At 67.4% G+C, this 19,468-nt stretch carries 16 protein-coding genes; 9 read left to right on the plus strand and 7 right to left on the minus strand.

The window, feature by feature from the left end; translation table 11 throughout:
* Positions 1-64 precede the first annotated feature (64 nt).
* Both QTI45_RS22575 and QTI45_RS22580 read left to right on the plus strand, forming a co-directional pair.
* Entirely contained in the window at positions 65-625 is a 561-nt protein-coding gene (locus tag QTI45_RS22575; protein WP_286655965.1) for a GAF domain-containing protein, read from the plus strand.
* Positions 626-699: 74 nt separating this feature from the next.
* On the plus strand, positions 700-1,119 hold the full coding sequence (locus QTI45_RS22580; RefSeq protein ID WP_286368200.1) for a hypothetical protein: 420 nt from the start codon (positions 700-702) through the stop codon (positions 1,117-1,119).
* Positions 1,120-1,143: 24 nt separating this feature from the next.
* Here the strand turns inward: QTI45_RS22580 and QTI45_RS22585 are convergent, their stop codons facing one another.
* Together QTI45_RS22585 and QTI45_RS22590 are read right to left on the minus strand one after the other, a co-directional pair.
* Entirely contained in the window at positions 1,144-1,743 is a 600-nt protein-coding gene (locus QTI45_RS22585) for an isochorismatase family protein (RefSeq protein ID WP_286655966.1), read from the minus strand.
* A gap of 68 nt (positions 1,744-1,811) precedes the next feature.
* A complete protein-coding gene (locus QTI45_RS22590) occupies positions 1,812-2,921 on the minus strand; it encodes a PQQ-dependent sugar dehydrogenase (RefSeq protein WP_286655996.1) in 1,110 nt (369 codons plus the stop codon).
* Positions 2,922-3,163: 242 nt separating this feature from the next.
* Between QTI45_RS22590 and QTI45_RS22595 the strand changes: the two genes are divergently transcribed.
* On the plus strand, positions 3,164-3,724 hold the full coding sequence (locus tag QTI45_RS22595; protein ID WP_286655967.1) for a C40 family peptidase: 561 nt from the start codon (positions 3,164-3,166) through the stop codon (positions 3,722-3,724).
* Between the two features lie 73 nt (positions 3,725-3,797).
* Here the strand turns inward: QTI45_RS22595 and lpdA are convergent, their stop codons facing one another.
* From lpdA to aceE, 4 genes are read right to left on the minus strand one after another with little or no spacing between them, the layout of a single operon-like run.
* Positions 3,798-5,618, minus strand: coding sequence for a dihydrolipoyl dehydrogenase (gene lpdA, locus QTI45_RS22600; RefSeq protein ID WP_286655968.1), 1,821 nt, complete (start codon positions 5,616-5,618; stop codon positions 3,798-3,800).
* Complete coding sequence (locus QTI45_RS22605) at positions 5,615-6,205, minus strand: Ntn hydrolase family protein (protein WP_286368204.1); 591 nt, start codon at positions 6,203-6,205, stop codon at positions 5,615-5,617. Before QTI45_RS22605 ends, lpdA begins: the two co-directional genes overlap by 4 nt.
* Positions 6,202-7,854: a dihydrolipoyllysine-residue acetyltransferase gene (gene aceF, locus QTI45_RS22610; RefSeq protein WP_286655969.1), complete on the minus strand. Its 1,653-nt coding sequence runs from the start codon at positions 7,852-7,854 to the stop codon at positions 6,202-6,204. The genes QTI45_RS22605 and aceF overlap by 4 nt, the downstream gene beginning before the upstream one ends.
* Before the next feature lie 37 nt (positions 7,855-7,891).
* Positions 7,892-10,606, minus strand: coding sequence for a pyruvate dehydrogenase (acetyl-transferring), homodimeric type (gene aceE, locus QTI45_RS22615; RefSeq protein ID WP_286368206.1), 2,715 nt, complete (start codon positions 10,604-10,606; stop codon positions 7,892-7,894).
* A 201-nt stretch (positions 10,607-10,807) separates the two neighbouring features.
* Between aceE and QTI45_RS22620 the strand changes: the two genes are divergently transcribed.
* The 5 genes from QTI45_RS22620 to QTI45_RS22640 all read left to right on the plus strand — a co-directional run bounded on the left by QTI45_RS22620 (position 10,808) and on the right by QTI45_RS22640 (position 17,654).
* A complete protein-coding gene (locus tag QTI45_RS22620) occupies positions 10,808-13,345 on the plus strand; it encodes a PAS domain-containing sensor histidine kinase (protein ID WP_286368207.1) in 2,538 nt (845 codons plus the stop codon).
* Positions 13,342-13,974, plus strand: coding sequence for a response regulator transcription factor (locus QTI45_RS22625; protein ID WP_286368208.1), 633 nt, complete (start codon positions 13,342-13,344; stop codon positions 13,972-13,974). Before QTI45_RS22620 ends, QTI45_RS22625 begins: the two co-directional genes overlap by 4 nt.
* A 72-nt stretch (positions 13,975-14,046) precedes the next feature.
* A complete protein-coding gene (gene folD / locus QTI45_RS22630) occupies positions 14,047-14,910 on the plus strand; it encodes a bifunctional methylenetetrahydrofolate dehydrogenase/methenyltetrahydrofolate cyclohydrolase FolD (RefSeq protein ID WP_286368209.1) in 864 nt (287 codons plus the stop codon).
* A gap of 34 nt (positions 14,911-14,944) precedes the next feature.
* A complete protein-coding gene (locus QTI45_RS22635) occupies positions 14,945-16,993 on the plus strand; it encodes a M3 family metallopeptidase (protein WP_286655970.1) in 2,049 nt (682 codons plus the stop codon).
* A gap of 34 nt (positions 16,994-17,027) precedes the next feature.
* Positions 17,028-17,654, plus strand: a complete 627-nt coding sequence (locus QTI45_RS22640; protein ID WP_286368211.1) for a glutaredoxin family protein — start codon at positions 17,028-17,030, stop codon at positions 17,652-17,654.
* On the opposite strand, the gene rpiA is transcribed toward QTI45_RS22640, so the two are convergent.
* On the minus strand, positions 17,651-18,352 hold the full coding sequence (gene rpiA, locus QTI45_RS22645; RefSeq protein WP_286368212.1) for a ribose-5-phosphate isomerase RpiA: 702 nt from the start codon (positions 18,350-18,352) through the stop codon (positions 17,651-17,653). The two genes, QTI45_RS22640 and rpiA, sit on opposite strands and share 4 nt — an antisense overlap.
* A gap of 47 nt (positions 18,353-18,399) precedes the next feature.
* On the opposite strand from rpiA, the gene QTI45_RS22650 reads away from it, so the two are divergent.
* Positions 18,400-19,467, plus strand: coding sequence for a quinone-dependent dihydroorotate dehydrogenase (locus QTI45_RS22650; RefSeq protein WP_286655971.1), 1,068 nt, complete (start codon positions 18,400-18,402; stop codon positions 19,465-19,467).
* Position 19,468: the final 1 nt, after the last annotated feature.

Below are 19,468 nucleotides of genomic sequence, written 5' to 3' on the forward strand. Positions count from 1 at the left end.
AGACACCTGATTCGCTTGCTGTCAAGCGCCAAAAGCAGGACTCTGCCGGCAAAATTACCGATCTATGAAAACGATTCTCGAGTCCGGGCCCGACGCGGCGGCCGATTGGGCGATGCACCTCGCCACCGTGACCGCCAACGCCGACCTGCGGGACTGCGACATGATCGAGGTCTCGATCGGCAGCCTGCTTCGCGTGGTGCGCGAGCAGCTCAAGCTGGAGGTCGTGTTCATCGGCGAGTTCGTCGGCGCCAGCCGCGTTTTCCGCCACATCTCGTCGAGCAGCGACGACCCGGTCATCAAGCCGGGCGAGTGCCACGGTCTGGACGAAACCATCTGCCAGCGCATCGTCGATGGCCGGATGCCATCCCTCACGCCCGATGTCGCCCGCGTGCGCGCCGAACATGGGCTGCCCCTCTACTACGATGCGCTCGGCGGGCATATCGGCGTGCCGGTGCGCTTCTCGGACGGCACGCTGTACGGCATGCTGTGCGGATTCAGCTTCGAAGCCTGTCCCCATCTCGACGAACGCGACGTGCGGCGGCTGGAGATGGCCGCCAATGCCACCGCCCGCCTGATCGCGCAGGCCGAGGGACGCAACGTCGAGCCGCTGGCCGCGCCCCACTGAAGCCGCAGCTGCGCCGGGGCCCTCTTCCTTCTGGCGGATACCCACGAGCACGCGCTTCGTCCAGACTGGGGCCAGTGACACCTCACCGTTCCGCCGCCATCGTCTCGGTTCGCCGCAAGTCGACACTGCTCGCAGCCGTCTCACTGCTGCTGGCGGCATTCGCGCTGCAGGGCTACGCGGCGGGCTATCCGATGGGCATGTCACTGCTGGCGGCGTCGACGGTGCAGGCCGGCATCTGCTCCGCCATGTTCGGCAGCCGGCTGCTGAAATCGGTGGTGGCAACGAATTTCCTGCTTTTCGTGTTCCACGCCCTGGTCCTCAGCCACTACCTGGCCCAGGACGGCACGCCGGCCATCTTCCAGCTCGGCGACTTTGCCTCGGCCGTGCTCGGCGGCGCCTCGCTGGTCTTCACGCCGGTCGAAACCATGGCCCTGATCGTGCGCGAGGCCTATCTCAAGCGCTTGCGGCGACCGCGGCGCGGCACGCCGCCCTGAGCCCCGGCCCTCGGAACCCGGCAATCAGCGGATCAGCGCCAGGAAGTCCCTGAAGCGCGGGTGCTCGGCCGTGCGCAGCCATTCGAAACCGACCATCTCCGTGGTCACCAGCTCGGCGCCCGCGCCGGCCAGCCGGTCGAAGGCCGCATCGCGATTGCGCTCGGTGCGCGAACTGCAGGCGTCGGTCACGACCCAGACCTCGAATTCGTCCTCGAGCAGGTCGAGCGCGGTCTGCATCAGGCATACGTGGGCTTCGCAGCCGGCCATCACGATGGTGTTGCGCTCCTCGGCCGCGGCCGGTTTCTGCAGGTGCTTCGGCAGGCTGCGGGCGTTGCCCTGCGGCGCCTTGGCGGGTGCCCGGAGCCACTCTCCGAGCCCTTCCTCGACGCCGCTGAAATGCATCTTGGCAAGGGTGCGTTTGCACAGGGCACGGATCTCGGGCAGGTTCTCGCCGAGCTTCGACGGCGCCTGCTCGGTGCCCCAGGTCGGGACGTCCACCAGCCGGGCGATCTCGCCCAGGCGGACCGCGTTCTTCGCGACGGCATCGGCCTCGAAGATCGCCGGCATCAGGCGGGCCTGATAGTCGACCAGGACCAGTTGGGATTGCGAAGCGTCGAGCAGCATGGAAAGTCTTTCGGGGAAATGCGGTTTGAGGCCAAACCGTACCACCGATCGGACGCCGCCCGGACCGCTCAGTCGGGCAGCAGCCGGATCAATTTGCCGTTGGACTCGTCGGTCAGCACATACAGAAGCCCGTCCGGCCCCTGCTTGACGTCGCGGATGCGCGCCCTGCCGTCCTCTAGCAGCCTGTGCTCGGCCGCGACCTTGCCGTCCTTGAGTTCGATCCGGTCCAGATAGCCGAACTTCAGCGAACCGATGAAGAGATTGCCCTTCCAGGCCGCACCATAGCGGTCGCTGCCGAGGAAGGCCATGCCCGATGGCGCGATCGACGGAACCCAGTAGTGCAGCGGCTGCTCCATGCCGGCCTTCTGCGTGAGGCCGTCACCGATCTTGCCGCCACCGTAGTTCTCGCCATAGGTGATCACCGGCCAGCCGTAGTTGCGGCCGGCCTGCGGGATGTTGATCTCGTCGCCACCCTGCGGTCCGTGCTCGTGCATCCACAGCGCGCCGTCGGGACCCAGCGTGGCGCCCTGGCCGTTGCGGTGGCCGTAGCTCCAGATCTCGGGCAGCGCACCCGCCCTGCCGACGAAGGGATTGCCCGCGGGCACCGAACCGTCCTTGCCGATGCGCACGATCTTGCCCAGGTGGTTGTCGAGCTTCTGCGCGTCCTCCTTGCGGCTGAAGCGATCGCCCAGCGTGAGGAACAGCGTGCCGTCCTTGGCCTCGACGATGCGGCAGCCGAAGTGGTTGCGGCTCGCGACCTTGGGGCGCTGGCTGAAGATCACCGCGAGATCCTCGAGGCGGCTGCCATCGACGGACAGCCGCGCCCGCGCCAGCGCCGTGCCGTTGGCCGATCCGCCCGCCTCAGGTTCGGAGTAACAGAAATACAGCGTGCGGCTGCGCGCAAAGTCGGAGTCGGCCAGCACGTCGAGCAGGCCGCCCTGCCCCCCCGCCGCAATGGGCGGCAGCCCGGCCAGCGGCGCCCCGAGCTTGCCGTCGGCCCCGATGACGCGCATCCGGCCGGGTTTCTCGGTCACGACGAAGCGTCCATCGGGAAGAAAAGCCACGCCCCACGGGTTCTCGAGTCCGGAGGCGACGACCTCGGGCCGCGGCGCGGCGTGGGCGATGCCGATCGCCGCCGAGGCCGTGATGAGGAGACGGCAGGCCCGACTGAAGGCCATCCGGCAGGGCAGGACTTTCATGCTTTCCTTCGAAACGACGAGTTGGAGATCAACGCCATTTCAACCCGAATTGCAAATCTTTTGCATTACATCGAGCAAAGCACTTATCAGGCATAACGGTGACTTTTACATTTGGGTATGTGAGAAAAGGAAAAAATCCTTTTCCCGACAATCATTTACGTGCAAAATCCCGAATCCGCATGAAATTGACACCCCGAGGTGTCATCCATATCCTACGCGCCATGCGACTTTTTCTCCTCACCGCCACCATGCTGTTCGCCTTCGCGGCCCACGCCGCGCCGCAGCAGGATCGGGCCGACGACCATCACGCCGACACGCTGGTGGTCGACAAGGGACTGATGAGCCAGTTCCATCAAGTTCGCCAGACCGTCGTCGACCGCACCTCCGATCTGGTGGTCACGGCGATCGGTTTCCTGGGCGTTCCCTATCGCCGCGGCGGCAACACGGCCGAGACCGGTTTCGACTGCAGCGGCTTCGTCCGCGCCATGTACACGCAGACCGTGGGCCACCTGCTGCCGCGACGCGCCGAAGAACAGGCCGCCGCCACCCAGAAGATCGACCGCAGCGAGCTCAAGCCCGGCGACCTCGTGTTCTTCAACACCATGCGCCGCGCCTTCAGCCATGTCGGCATCTATGTCGGCGAAGGCAAGTTCATCCATTCGCCCAAGCCCGGCGCGCAGGTCCGGGTCGAGGACATGAGCGGCAGCTACTGGTCGCGCCGCTTCAGCGGCGCCCGGCGCGTGGCGGCGGTGCAGGACGAGATCAAGGCCTCGGGCGACTGACACTCCCCGCTCGCCGGACGCAAAAAATCCCGCTCCAGGCGGGATTTTTTGTGGGCGCCGCGACCGACGACGCTCAGCGCTTCACGGGCGGCAGGTCGGTGCAGTGGCCATGGACCGCCTCCGCAGCCAGGCCGATGCTCTCGCCCAGCGTCGGATGCGGGTGGATGGTCTTGCCGATGTCGTAGGCATCAGCGCCCATCTCGATCGCCAGCGCGATCTCGCCGATCATGTCGCCCGCATGCGTGCCGACGATGCCGCCGCCGACGATGCGGTGCGACTCGGCATCGAACAGCAGCTTGGTGAAGCCCTCGTCGCGGCCGTTGGCGATCGCCCGGCCCGAAGCGGTCCAGGGGAACAGGCCCTTCTCGATCTTCACGCCTTCGGCCTTGGCCTGGTCTTCGGTCAGGCCGACCCAGGCCACCTCGGGATCGGTGTAGGCCACGCTCGGGATCACGCGGGCATTGAAAGCCGCGCTGGCCAGTTCCTTGTCGCCCTTCTGCTCGCCGGCGATCACCTCGGCCGCCACGTGCGCCTCGTGCACCGCCTTGTGCTCCAGCATCGGCTGGCCGACGATGTCGCCGACCGCGAAGATGTGGGGCACGTTGGTGCGCATCTGGATGTCGACCGGGATGAAGCCGCGGTCGCTGACGCTGATGCCGGCCTTCTCGGCACCGATCTTCTTGCCGTTGGGGCTGCGGCCCACCGCCTGCAGCACCAGGTCGTACAGCTGCGGCTCCTTGGGCGCCTGCTCGCCCTCGAAAGTCACGCGGATGCCGTCCTTGGTGGCTTCCGCGCCGACCGTCTTGGTCTTCAGCATGATGTTGTCGAAGCGCGGCGCATTGAGCTTCTGCCAGACCTTGACCAGGTCGCGGTCGGCGCCCTGCATCAGGCCGTCGAGCATCTCGACCACGTCCAGGCGTGCGCCCAGGGTCGAATAGACCGAACCCATCTCGAGTCCGATGATGCCGCCGCCGAGGATCAGCATGCGCTTGGGCTCGATGCCGAGATCGAGTGCGCCGGTGGAATCGACCACGCGCGGATCGTCCGGCATGAACGGCAGGTGCACCGCCTGCGAACCGGCCGCGATCACGCAATGGCGGAACTTGACCGTCTGCGCCTTGCCCGTGGTGGCCTGGCCGTCGCCGCTGGTCTCCTGCACCTTGACGTGGAAGGCATCGATGAACTCGCCGATGCCGCGCACCGTCGTCACCTTGCGCATCTTGGCCATCGCGGCCAGGCCGCCGGTGAGCTTGCTCACCACCTTGTTCTTGCGGCCCAGCAGCTTGGCGCGATCGATCTTCGGTTCGCCGTAGCTGACGCCAAGGTCGGCGAAGTGCTTGACCTCGTCGATCACCGCGGCGACGTGCAGCAGCGCCTTCGACGGGATGCAGCCAACATTGAGGCAGACGCCGCCGAGCGTCGCGTAGCGCTCGACCAGGATCACCTTGAGGCCGAGGTCGGCGGCGCGGAAGGCGGCCGAATAGCCGCCGGGACCGGCGCCGAGCACCAGCAGGTCGCAGTCGAAGTCGACCGAACCGGTGTAGCTCGATGCGGCGGCAGGTGCCGGGGTCGCGGCTGCCGGGGCCGGCTTGGGCGCCGGCGCCGGGCTCGCAGCAGGAGCCGCCGGTGCCGGCGCAGGCGCCGCGGCGGCGCCTTCGGCCGCCTCCAGCGTCAGCACCACCGACCCTTCCTTGACCTTGTCGCCGACCTTGACGGCCACCGCCTTGACCACGCCGGCCGCGGACGACGGGATCTCCATCGATGCCTTGTCCGACTCCACCGTGATCAGCGACTGCTCGGCCTTCACCGTGTCGCCGGCCTTCACCAGCACCTCGATCACCGCGACTTCATCGAAATCGCCGATATCCGGCACCTTGACTTGTACTTCGCTCATTTGGACACCTTCAGTTTGAGTGTGAGAACGTCGACCGGACCGGCCGAATTGCGATCGAATTCGCAGGCTGCGGCAACGCCGGCCTCGGCGACGTCGCGCGCCGAACGCGCCTTGTCGTAGACCGCGTGCATCGCGCCGAGTGCGAAGCTGCGTCCCGAGCCGATGCTCCAGAACTGCTTGAACTCGAACACCTCGCGGTAGCTGTAGATGCCGTAGATGCCGCTGGCATTGGCCAGCAGCATCGTGAACTGGCTCGACTCGTAGGGCTCGTGCTCGTCCTCCTTGGTCTGCAGGAAGAACGAATCCTTCAGCACCGGATGCAGCAGCGTGAAGGTGCGGAAGATCTCGTCCTTGCTGCCGAAGCGCAGCGCCTCGGCGGGCTGCGCCGCCAGCGCGTGCTGCAGCACCAGGAAGTGCGCCGCCGCGCCGGCCACCGCGAAGATGCTCTGGCCCGCCGCATCGTTGACCATGAACAGCTTCTGGTTGGCTTCGGCGCGGTGCGACAGGCGCGTGTCGCCGAAGGTCACGAGCGAATCCGCCGCCATCACGACCTGGCCGCCCTTGCGGACGGCCACCACCGTCGTCATAGCAGGACGCGTCGGAAGTCGGCCAGCACCTGGCCCAGGTAGGCGTTGAATCGCGCCGCCGCGGCGCCGTCGATCACGCGGTGGTCGTAGGACAGCGACAGCGGCAGCGTCAGGCGCGGCACGAACTGCTTGCCGTCCCACACCGGCTTCATCTGGCCCTTCGACAGGCCCAGGATGGCCACTTCGGGGGCGTTGATGATCGGCGTGAAGTGCGTGCCGCCGATGCCGCCCAGCGAACTGATCGAGATGCAGCCGCCCTGCATGTCGGCCGAACCGAGCTTGCCGTCGCGCGCCTTCTTGGCCAGATCGCCCATTTCCTGGCTGATCTGCAGAACGCCCTTCTTGTCGGCGTCCTTGAGCACCGGCACCACCAGCCCGTTCGGCGTGTCCGCCGCGAAGCCGATGTTGTAGTACTGCTTGTAGACCAGCTGGTCGCCGTCCAGGCTGGTGTTGAAGTCGGGAAACTTCTTCAGCGCCGAGACCATGGCCTTGATCACGAAAGCCAGCATCGTCACCTTGACGCCCGACTTCTCGTTCTCCTTGTTGGTCGCCACGCGGAAGGCCTCGAGCTCGGTGATGTCGGCCTCGTCGTTGTTCGTGACGTGCGGGATCATCACCCAGTTGCGGTGCAGGTTGGCACCGCTGAGCTTCTTGATGCGCGACAGGTCCTTGCGCTCGACCGTGCCGAACTTGGTGAAGTCGACCTTCGGCCACGGGATCAGGCCGAGCGCCTCGCCGCCGCCGCCGCCCGCGGGCGCCTTGGCGCCTGCAGCCTTGGTGCTGGCCGCACCGCTCATCACCGAGCGCGTGAAGCTCTGCACGTCTTCCTGGGTGATGCGGCCCTTGGGACCGCTGCCCTTGACTTCCTCGAGCGGCACGCCGAGTTCGCGCGCGAACTTGCGCACCGAGGGCGAGGCGTGCGGCATCTTGCCGCTGGGCGCGACGGTCGGGTCGTGCGCAGGCGCTGCAGCTGCCGGTGCGGCGGCCGCGGGTGCCGGCGCGCTCGCCGTCGCCGGCGCTGCGGCCGGGGCCGCTTGTGCCGGGGCCGCGGCGGGCGCTGCAGCGGCGCCGCCACTGCCTTCGATCACCGCGATCAAGTCGCCGATGTTGACCGTGTCGCCGACCTTGACCTTGAGTTCCTTGAGCACGCCCGCCGCCGACGACGGGATCTCCATCGAGGCCTTGTCGGACTCGACCGTGATCAGCGACTGCTCGGCCTTGATCGTGTCGCCGGGCTTGACCAGCACCTCGATCACCGCGACGTCCTTGAAGTCGCCGATGTCGGGCACCTTGACGTCGATCGGGCCGGCCGCTGCCGCGGGTGCCGCAGCCGCCGCGGGCGCTGCCGCCACGGGCGCTGCCGCGGGTGCGGGCGCTGCAGCCGGTGCCGAGGCCGCTGGCGCAGCCGCGCCCTCGCCTTCGAGCACCAGCACCACCGAGCCTTCCTTGACCTTGCTGCCGACTTCGACCTTGAGTTCCTTGACCACACCGGCCTGGCTCGACGGAATCTCCATCGAGGCCTTGTCCGATTCCACCGTGATCAGCGACTGCTCGGCCTTCACCGTGTCGCCGACCTTCACCAGCACTTCGATCACCGCGACCTCGTCGAAGTCGCCGATGTCCGGCACCTTGATTTCCACTGTTGCCATGTCGTGTCTCCCGCCCTTCGGGCGCCGTTGATTGGTTTTATGCGTAGAGCGGGTTGATCTTCTCGGCGTTGATGCCGTACTTCTTGATCGCGTCTGCCACCTTCTGCGCCGGCAGGGTGCCGTCCTCGGCCAGCGCCTTCAGCGCCGCCACCACGATGTAGTGGCGATTGACCTCGAAATGCTCGCGCAGCTTGTTGCGGAAGTCGCTGCGGCCGAAGCCGTCGGTGCCGAGCACCTTGTAGTTGCGGCCCTTCGGCACGAAGGGGCGGATCTGCTCGGCGTAGGCCTTCATGTAGTCGGTCGATGCCACCACCGGGCCGGTGCTGGCCGCGAGCTGCTGCTCGACGAAGCAGGTGCGCGGCGTCTCGGTCGGGTGCAGCAGGTTCCAGCGGTCGGCTTCCTGGCCGTCGCGGGTCAGCTCGTTGAAGCTCGGGCAGCTCCAGACCGCGGCGGCGACGCCCCAGTCCTTCTCGAGCAGCTCCTGGGCCGCGAAGCTCTCGCGCAGGATGGTGCCGCTGCCCAGCAACTGGACGGTCGGCGACTTGGCCTTGAGCGCCGGCGCCTGCTTGCACAGGTACATGCCCTTGATGATCTGTTCCTCGGTGCCGGGCTGCAGGCCGGGCATCGGGTAGTTCTCGTTCAGCAGCGTGATGTAGTAGTAGACGTTGTCCTGCTTCTCGACCATGCGCTTCAGGCCGTGGTGCAGGATCACGCCGACTTCGTGCGAGAAGGTCGGGTCGTAGCTCACGCAGTTCGGGATCGTGTTGGCCAGGATGTGGCTGTGGCCGTCCTCGTGCTGCAGGCCTTCGCCGTTCAGCGTGGTGCGTCCCGAGGTGCCGCCGAGCAGGAAGCCGCGCGCCTGCATGTCGCCAGCCGCCCAGGCCAGGTCGCCGATGCGCTGGAAGCCGAACATCGAGTAGTACACATAGAACGGCACCATGATCCGGTTGTTGGTGCTGTACGAGGTGGCCGCCGCGATCCAGCTCGACATGCCGCCGGCCTCGTTGATGCCTTCCTGCAGGATCTGGCCGGCCTTGTCCTCGCGGTAGTACATCACCTGGTCCTTGTCGACCGGCGTGTACTGCTGCCCCGCGGGGTTGTAGATGCCGATCTGGCGGAACAGGCCTTCCATGCCGAAGGTGCGCGCCTCGTCGACCAGGATCGGCACCACGCGCGGGCCCAGAGCCTGGTCGCGCAGCAGTTGCGTGAGAAAGCGCACGTAGGCCTGCGTGGTCGAGATCTCGCGCCCTTCGGCGGTGGGTTCCAGCACGGCCTTGAAGGTCTCCAGCGCCGGCACGGTGAAGCTCTCGTCGGCCTTCACTCGGCGATGCGGCAGGTAGCCGCCCAGCGCCTTGCGGCGCTCGTGCAGGTACTTCATCTCGGGCGTGTCGTCGGCCGGCTTGTAGAAAGGCAGGTCGGCGATCTGGCTGTCGGGAATCGGGATGTTGAAGCGGTCGCGGAAGGCCTTGATGTCCTCGTCGCCGAGCTTCTTGGTCTGGTGGACCGTGTTCTTGCCTTCGCCGATCTTGCCCATGCCGAAGCCCTTGACGGTCTTGATCAGCAGCACCGTCGGCTGGTCCTTGTGCTTGACCGCTGCGTCGAAGGCCGCATAGACCTTCTGCGAATCGTGGCCCCCGCGGCGCAGGTTCCAGATATCGTCGTCGCTCATCTTGGCGACCATCTCGAGCGTGCGCGGGTCACGGCCGAAGAAATGCTTGCGCACGTAGGCGCCGTCGTTGGCCTTGAACGACTGGTAGTCGCCGTCGTTGGTGTCCATCATGATCTTGCGCAGCGCACCGTCCTTGTCGCGCGCCAGCAGCGGATCCCAGTTGCTGCCCCAGATCAGCTTGATCACGTTCCAGCCCGAGCCGCGGAACTCGCCCTCGAGCTCCTGGATGATCTTGCCGTTGCCGCGCACCGGGCCGTCCAGGCGCTGCAGGTTGCAATTGATCACGAACACCAGGTTGTCGAGCTTCTCGCGCGCCGCCAGGCCGATGGCGCCGAGCGACTCGACCTCGTCCATCTCGCCGTCGCCGCAGAACACCCAGACCTTGCGGTTCTCGGTGTTGGCGATGCCGCGCGCATGCAGGTACTTGAGGAAGCGCGCCTGGTAGATCGCCATCAGCGGACCCAGGCCCATCGACACCGTCGGGAACTGCCAGAACTCGGGCATCAGCTTCGGATGCGGGTAGCTCGACAGGCCCTTGCCATCGACTTCCTGGCGGAAGTTGAGCAGCTGCTCTTCGGTCAGCCGCCCCTCGAGGTAGGCGCGGGCGTAGATGCCGGGCGACACATGGCCCTGGATATAGAGGCAGTCGCCGCCGTGGTTCTCGCTCTCGGCGTGCCAGAAGTGGTTGAAGCCGGCGCCGAACATGCTGGCCAGCGAGGCAAAGGAGCCGATGTGGCCGCCGAGGTCGCCGCCCTCGGCCGGATGGTGGCGGTTGGCCTTGACGACCATCGCCATGGCGTTCCAGCGCATGTACGAACGCAGGCGCTCTTCGATCTCGGCATTGCCCGGGGAACGCTCTTCCTGGTCGGCCTCGATCGTGTTGACGTAGGCCGTGTTGGCCGAGAACGGTTTGTCGATGCTGTTCTGGCGCGCATGCTCGAGCAATTGCTCGAGGAGGAAGTGCGCGCGATCGGGCCCCTCGCTCTCGATGACCGCCGACAGGGCGTCCATCCATTCACGCGTTTCCTGCGCGTCCAGGTCGTTCGCAGCCGAGCCGAAGAGGTTCTCGGGATTTGCCGACATGCTTGTCTCCTTGTGAGGGTTGTGGCCGTAATTTAGTGCCGTATCCAGCGGCGCGCGGAGTTTCGCACAGAATTATCTAAATTTCAAATGGTGCCTGTCGATTTCTTATTATGAAATTGCCTCGATGATGCGGCCCTGCTCGGGCTCATGACACCCGAACGAACCCGTTCGTCGCCAGGGGCCATCCCCTAAACTTCGCCGATGCCCCTTTCCTCACCGATCGCCGTCGCGCGCAACGCCGCATCGCCGCTCTCGTGGCTGCGCCGCTGGTGGCGCCGCCAGACGCCGGTGCTGCAGGACGCGGTCGCCATGCTCGCGCCGCTGGCCGCCGTGCTGCTCTTCCTCGCGGCCATCGTCTCGGCCTTCTGGTACCTGCGGGCCGAAGAAGTGGAGCGGGTCCAGGAATCGGTCAAGCGCGACGTCGAATACGCCCAGCAGCGCGTGCGGCTGCGACTGCTGGAGCGCCAGGAGCAATTGATGCGCCTCGCGCGCGACGCCTCCAACCGGGAGATCGATGCAGCGGAATTCACCAGCCGGGCCGAGTCGCTCGTGAGCCAGTTCCCGGAACTGCAATCGGTCAGCTGGATCGACGACCGCCGCGGCTTCAAGGCCAACTACGCGGCGCCCAGCGTCCATCCGGCGCTGCAGCACGCGGTCGGTGAAGTGCTCCGGCCGGGCGACATCGAGAGCAACTACGCGCTGGCGCGCGAACTGCGCCAGCCGGTGTTCTCGCAACCCCTGGCCGGCGGCGAGCCGCCGCCGATGCTCGGGCTCTACATCCCGCTGTTCGACCAGGGGCTGTTCGCCGGCATGCTGCTCGGCGAATTCTCGATCGACGGCCTGCTGCGCTACGGCATGCCCTCCGAGGTCTCGGCCCGCTATGCGGTCTCTCTGCTCGACGCCAAGGGCGGCCTGCTCGCCGGCAACACGGTCGCCAACCCGCGCGGAGCCGGCACCCGGCTGCTGCCCTGGACGGTGCGCACCAACGAGTACGAAGTCCCGGTGTCGCCGGTCGGCAACGCGCTGGTGCTGCGGGCGCAGGCCTATCGAACCTCCCAGGGCGTGGTCGGCAACGGCCTGTTCTGGCTGGTCGGCGCGCTCAGCGTGCTCACCAGCTGGATGCTGATCGGCACCTGGCGCCACACGCGGCGCCGGCTGCAGGCGCAGCAGGCGCTGGTGGCCGAGACCAATTTCCGCCGCGCCATGGAGAACTCCATGCTGACCGGCATGCGGGTGCTCGACCTCGAAGGCCGCATCACCTATGTCAACGCCGCCTTCTGCGCGATGACCGGCTGGAGCGAGAACGAGCTGGTCGGCCAGACGCCGCCCTTCCCCTACTGGCTCGAATCCGACCGCGAAGTCATGAACGAGCGGCTCGAGGAAGAGCTCCACGGGCGCGCCCTGCCCGGCGGCTTCCAGGTCCGGGTCAAACGCCGCAACGGCAGCGTCTTCAATGCCCGGCTCTATGTCTCGCCGCTGATCGACGCCCGCGGCCATCAGACCGGCTGGATGACCTCGATGACCGACATCACGGAGCCGACCCGGATCCGCGAGCAGCTGTCGGCCTCCTACGAGCGCTTCACGACCGTGCTCGAGGCGCTGGATGCGTCGGTGTCGGTGGCGCCGCTGGGCAGCGAAGAGCTGCTGTTCGCCAACAAGCTCTATCGGCTCTGGTTCGGCTCGAACACCGTCGGCCACCTGGGCATGGTGGCGCAGGCCGGCGTGCCGGCCACGCAGGCGCGCGACGAGGAGATGGACGACGTCGACTCCTTCGCCGGCCTGCCGATCGACCAGCTGACCACCGCCCAGCCGGCCAACAACGAGATCTTCGTGCCCGAACTCGGCAAGTGGCTGGAAGTGCGCTCACGCTACCTGACCTGGGTCGACGGCCGGCTGGCGCAGCTGGTGATCGCCACCGACATCACGCCGCGGCGCGACGCCGAGGACCTGGCGGCGGCCCAGGCCGACCGCGCCCATGCCGCCAGCCGCCTCATCACAATGGGCGAGATGGCCTCCAGCGTGGCCCACGAACTGAACCAGCCGCTGACCGCGATCACCAACTACTGCAACGGGATGGTGTCGCGCATCAAGGGCCAGCAGATCGACTCGGAGGCCCTGCTGGCGGCGCTCGAAAAGACCTCCAAGCAGGCCCAGCGCGCCGGCCAGATCATCCAGCGCATCCGCTCCTTCGTGAAGCGCAGCGAGCCCAACCGCACGCCGGCCGAGGTCTCGACCATGGTCAGCGAGGCGGTCGAGCTGGCCGGCATCGAGTTGCGTCGGCGCAACGTGCGGCTGAACCACTACGTCGCGGCGCGGCTGCCGATCCTGCGGGTCGACCCGATCCTGATCGAGCAGGTGATGGTCAACCTGCTCAAGAACGCGGCCGAGTCGATCGACCTCGCGAACCGGCCGCTGGCGCGGCGCAGCGTCGAGCTGCGGGTGCTGCCGAAGACCATCGACGGCCAGCCGGCGGTCGAGTTCTCGGTCCAGGACACCGGCATGGGCCTGGCGCCCGAGGTGATGGACCGCCTCTACGAGGCCTTCTTCTCCACCAAGCCCGAAGGCATGGGCATCGGGCTCAATCTCTGCCGTACCATCGTCGAATCCCACCGCGGCCGGATGCAGGCAGAGAACATCTACAATGGCCCCGATGTCGTCGGATGCCGTTTTTCCTTCTGGTTACCGGTGTTGGACGCTATCGATTCCGTAGCAAGCAACGAGGCGAAAGTACCTGCATGAGTTTGATTCCGAAGAAGGGCACTGTGTATGTCGTCGACGACGACGAAGCGGTCCGCGATTCGTTGCAATGGCTGCTCGAGGGCAAGGACTACCGCGTCCGCTGCTTCGACTCGGCCGAATCCTTCCTGTCGCGCTACGACCCGCGCGAGGTCGCCTGCCTGATCGTCGACATCCGCATGGGCGGCATGTCGGGCATCGAGCTGCAGGACCGGCTGATCGAGCGCCGCTCGCCCCTGCCGATCGTGGTCATCACCGGCCACGGCGACGTGCCGATGGCGGTCGACTCGATGAAGAAGGGCGCGATGGATTTCATCCAGAAGCCCTTCAACGACGAGGCCCTGGTGGCGCTGGTCGAGCGCATGCTCGAACACGCCCGCGGCGCCTTTGCCCAGCACCAGCAGTCGGCCAGCCGCGACGCGCTGCTGTCCAAGCTGACCGGCCGCGAAGCCCAGGTGCTCGAACGCATCGTCGCCGGCCGCCTCAACAAGCAGATCGCCGACGACCTCGGCATCAGCATCAAGACGGTGGAGGCGCACCGCGCCAACATCATGGAAAAGCTCAACGCCAACACCGTGGCCGACCTGCTCAAGATCGCCCTCGGCCAAGCGGCCACGCCCGCCAAGGCCTAGCGACCTCCCGCCACCGATTGCAACCTCACGCCTGCGCAAGCGGGCGTTTCCATTTCTGAAGTTCGAAAAGCAATGACAGCCCAACTGATTGACGGCAATGCGCTCTCCAAGACGCTGCGCGCCGAGGTCGCCACCCGCGCCGCGGCGCTCAAGGCCCGCGGCGTGGTGCCCGGCCTGGCCGTGGTGCTGGTCGGCGAGAACCCGGCCAGCCAGGTCTACGTGCGCAACAAGGTCAAGGCCTGCGAGGACAGCGGTCTGCACTCGGTGCTCGAGAAGTACCCGGCCGACCTCTCCGAAGCCGACCTGCTGGCCCGCGTCGAGGCCCTCAACAACGACCCGGCCATCCACGGCATCCTGGTGCAATTGCCGCTGCCGGCCCACATCGATGCCCAGAAGGTGATCGAGGCGATCGCGCCGGCCAAGGACGTCGACGGCTTCCACGTCGCCAGCGCCGGCGCCCTCATGACCGGTTCGCCCGGCTTCTGGCCCTGCACCCCCTACGGCTGCATGAAGATGCTCGAGTCGATCGGCTACGAGCTGCGCGGCAAGCACGCGGTGGTCATCGGCCGCAGCAACATCGTCGGCAAGCCGATGGCCCTGATGCTGCTGGCCAAGAGCGCCACCGTCACCATCTGCCACAGCGCGACCGCCGACCTGGGCGCCATGACCCGCCAGGCCGACGTCGTGGTGGCCGCGGTCGGAAAGCGCAACGTGCTGACGGCCGACATGGTCAAGCCCGGCGCCGTCGTGATCGACGTCGGCATGAACCGCAACGACGAAGGCAAGCTCTGCGGCGACGTCGATTTCGCCGGCGTGCGCGAGGTGGCCGGCTGGATCACGCCGGTGCCGGGCGGCGTCGGCCCGATGACCATCACGATGCTGCTGGTCAACACGATCGAGGCCGCAGAACGCACGGCCGCCGCCAGCGCCACTTGAACTCGCGCCCCCCGTCCGCCATCTGAACAAGACCATGACCAATCCGCTCCTCGACTTCAACGACCTCCCGCTGTTCGACCAGATCAGGCCGGAGCATGTCGCCCCGGCGGTCGACGCCCTGCTCGCCGGCGCCGAGTCGGCCCTGCAGGAAGTGACCGCGCCGGCCTTCCCGGCCGACTGGACCGCGATCGCGAAGGTGCTGGACGTGGCCTCCGAGCGCTTCAGCCGCGCCTGGGGCGCGGTCGGTCATCTCAACGCAGTGGCCGACACGCCCGAACTGCGGGCCGCCTACAACGAGGCCATGCCGCGCGTCACCGCCTTCTGGACCCGCCTGGGCTCGGACGAACGGCTGTACGCCAAGTACAAGGCCATCGATCCCGCGACCCTGAATCCCGAACAGCGTCAGGCGCACCGCAACGCGATCCGCAACTTCGTGCTGGGCGGCGCGGAGTTGCAGGGCGCCGCCAAGACGCGCTTTGCCGAGATCCAGGAGCGCCAGGCCGAGCTGAGCCAGAAGTTCAGCGAGAACGCGCTCGACGCCACCGACGCCTTTGCCTGGTACGCCGTGCGCGAAGACCTCGACGGCGTGCCCGAAGACGTGATCGGCGCCGCCCGCGCGGCCGCCGAGGCCGAAGGCAAGGACGGCTACAAGCTCACGCTCAAGATGCCCTGCTACCTGCCGGTGATGCAGTTCGCCCGCAGCAGCGCGCTGCGCGAGCGGCTCTATCGCGCCTACGTGACGCGGGCCAGCGAATTCGGCGACCCGGCTTTCGACAACACCGCGCTGATCCGCGAGATCCTGGCGCTGCGCCAGGAAGAAGCCAGGCTCCTCGGCTACCCCAACTTCGGCGAGCTTTCGATCGTGCCGAAGATGGCCGAGTCGGCCGACCAGGTGATCAAGTTCCTGCGCGACCTCGCCGCCAAGGCCCGGCCCTACGGCGAACGCGACCTGGCCGACCTGCGGGCCTTCGCCACCGAGCACCTGGGCCTCGCCGACCCGCAGCCCTGGGACTGGACCTACATCGGCGAGAAGCTCAAGGAAGCGCGTTACGCCTTCAGCGAGCAGGAGGTCAAGCAGTACTTCACGGCACCGAAGGTGATGGCCGGGCTGTTCAAGATCGTCGAGACGCTGTTCGAGGTCTCGATCCGCCGCGACTCGGCGCCGGTGTGGCACCCCAGCGTGGAGTTCTACCGCATCGAGCGCGCCGGCCAGAAGGTCGGCCAGTTCTACCTCGACCCCTCGGCCCGCGCCGCCAAGCGCGGCGGCGCCTGGATGGACGACGTTCGCGCCCGCTGGCTGCGGCCCGACAACGGCGCCCTGCAGACGCCGGTCGCGCAGCTGGTCTGCAACTTCGCCGAAGGCGTCGACGGCAAGCCGCCGCTGCTCACGCACGACGACGTGACCACCCTGTTCCACGAGTTCGGCCACGGCCTGCACCACATGCTGACCCGCATCGACGAACGCGACGTCTCGGGCATCAGCGGCGTCGAGTGGGACGCGGTCGAGCTGCCGAGCCAGTTCATGGAGAACTTCTGCTGGGAATGGGACGTGCTCGCGCACATGACCTCGCACGTCGACACCGGCGAGCCACTGCCGCGCACCCTGTTCGACAAGATGACCGCGGCCAAGAACTTCCAGAGCGGCCTGCAGACGCTGCGCCAGATCGAGTTCTCGCTCTTCGACATGCTGCTGCACACCGGCTACGACGCCGCCACGGCCCAGCCGGGCGACGTGATGGCGCTGCTGGCCAAGGTGCGTGACGAGGTCGCCGTGATGCCGTCGCCGGCCTTCAGCCGCACGCCGAACACCTTCAGCCACATCTTCTCGGGCGGCTATGCGGCCGGCTACTACAGCTACAAGTGGGCCGAAGTGCTGAGCGCCGATGCCTATGCGGCCTTCGAGGAGACCGCGGGCGCCAATGGCGAGCCGAGCGTGGAAACCGGACGCAAGTACCGCGAGGCCATCCTCGAGGCTGGCGGCAGCCGCAGCGCGATGGAATCCTTCAAGGCCTTCCGCGGCCGCGAACCGCAGATCGATGCGTTGTTGCGACACCAGGGCATGGCCGAGGCCCAGCCGGCCTGACATACTCCGCAGCATCGGATTTCGGGAACCATCGATGAAGCTCAACACCGCCCTTGCGGGTCTCGCCCTGCTGCTGGTCGCCAACGCCGCGTTGGCGCAAGCGGTCTACCGCAATGTCGACAAGAACGGCAAGGTCACCTTCTCCGATCAGCCGCCGAGCGCCAATGCGCCCGCGGCACCGGTGCGGGCCGGCAACACGGTGAGCGCCCGCACGGGCCTGCCCTATGAACTGCAGCAGGTGGTCCAGCGCTACCCGGTGACGCTCTACACCAGCGACGACTGCGGCCCCTGCGTTGCCGGCCGTGCGCTGCTGGTCACGCGCGGCGTGCCTTTCGACGAGCGCACCGTCAAATCCAACGAGGACATCGCTTCGCTGCAGCGACTGAGCGGCCAGAACGGGCTGCCGCTGCTGACCATCGGCACCCAGCAGCTCAAGGGCTTCGGCGACGCTGAATGGTCGCAGTACCTGGACGCGGCGGGCTATCCCAAGAGCGCGCAACTGCCGGCCGGCTGGCGCAATCCGCCGGCCCAGCCGCTGGTGGCCTTGCAGCCCGCGGCGGAACCTGCACCTGCCGCAGCGGCCCCCGCCCCGGCCGCGGCCGACATTCCCGCGGCCGCCAACGGGCCGACCCCGAGCAACCCCGCCGGGATCAGGTTCTAACCGAAGCGCATCGTCCGCACGCCGGAGGAGGTCGCCAGCAGGCAGACGCTGGCGCGCTGGTGGGCAAAGACGCCAACCTCGACCACGCCTGGCCATTGGTTCACTTCGGCCTCGAAGCCCAGCGGATCGGTGATCCGCAAGCCGGTGACGTCGATGATGTGCTGGCCGTTGTCGGTGACCAGCGGCGCGCCGTCCTTCTCGCGAACCTGCGCCAGGCCGCCCAGCCGGGCGAACTGCCGCATCACGCGCCGGGCCGCCATCGGAACCACCTCGACCGGCAGCGGGAAGGCACCCAGCGTGTTCACCAGCTTGGAGGCATCGGCGATGCAGACGAAGCGCCTGGACTGCGCCGCGACGATCTTCTCGCGCGTGAGCGCGGCGCCGCCGCCCTTGATCATGTAGCCGCGGCCGTCGATCTCGTCGGCGCCGTCGATATAGACCGCCAGTTCCTCGACCGCATTGCTGTCGAAGACCTCGATGCCGAGCGCCTTCAGGCGCTCGGTCGATGCCTCCGAACTGGAGACGGCGCCGCGGATCTGGTCCTTGATGCCGGCCAGCGCCTCGATGAACTTGTTGACCGTCGAGCCGGTGCCCACGCCAATGATCTCGCCCTTGACCACGTAGTCGAGCGCGGCGCGGCCGACCTGTGCCTTGAGTTCGTCCTGTGTCGGGGCGGAAGCGGGAGCAGGGGAAGTCATCGGGGAGAATCCTGGGCTGATTGAAGTCTGAAGCCGAGAATTATCCGATGCTCCTGCCGTTGCCCTCCTCTCTTTACGGGCTTGCCCGCCCCTTCCTGTTCGGCGTCGACCCCGAGCGCGCCCACGAACTGACCCTCGATGCCCTGGCACGGACCCAGAACACGCCCCTGGCCTGCGCCTACGCGGCGCCGCGCGTGGCCGATCGCATCACGCTCGCCGGGCTTTCGTTCCCGAACCGCGTCGGCCTGGCGGCAGGCCTCGACAAGAACGCCCGCTGCATCGACGCCTTCGGCGCCATGGGATTCGGTTTTGTCGAAGTCGGCACGGTCACGCCCAAGCCGCAGCCCGGCAACCCGAAGCCGCGCATCTTCCGCCTGCCGCAGCGCGACGCGCTGATCAACCGGCTCGGATTCAACAACGAAGGCCTCGAGGCCTTCATCGCCAACGTGAAGCGGGCCCGCTTCCGGCGCGACACCTCGAAGCCGCCGATGCTGCTGGGCCTCAACATCGGAAAGAACGCCGCCACCCCGATCGAGCGCGCGGTCGACGACTACCTGATCGGCCTCGACGGGGTCTACCCGCACGCCGACTACGTGACGATCAACATCTCGAGCCCGAACACCGCGAACCTGCGCTCGCTGCAAAGCGACGAAGCGCTCGACGCACTGCTCGGCGCGATCGCGGACAAGCGCGAGGCGCTGGCGGCGCGCCAGGGCAAGCGGGTGCCGCTGTTCGTCAAGATCGCACCCGACCTCGACGAGGCCCAGGTCAAGGTGATCGCAGCGACCCTGCTGCGCCATCGCATGGATGGCGTCATCGCCACCAACACGACCCTGGCGCGCGACGCAGTCGCCGGGCTGCCCCATGCCGAAGAAGCCGGCGGCTTGTCGGGTGCGCCCGTGCGCGAAGCCAGCAACCGGGTGATCGGCCAGTTGCGTGCGACGCTCGGCAAGGACTTTCCGATCATTGGCGCCGGCGGCGTGATGAGCGCAGCGGACGCCCTGGCCAAGGTCGAGGCCGGTGCCGACCTGGTGCAGATCTACACCGGGCTCATCTACCGCGGCCCGGCGCTGGTGCGCCAGGCTGCCCAGGCACTGCAGGAACGCAGGGCCTGAA

The organism is Variovorax saccharolyticus (genome assembly GCF_030316765.1).
GTDB classification, from domain to species: Bacteria; Pseudomonadota; Gammaproteobacteria; order Burkholderiales; family Burkholderiaceae_C; genus Variovorax; species Variovorax saccharolyticus.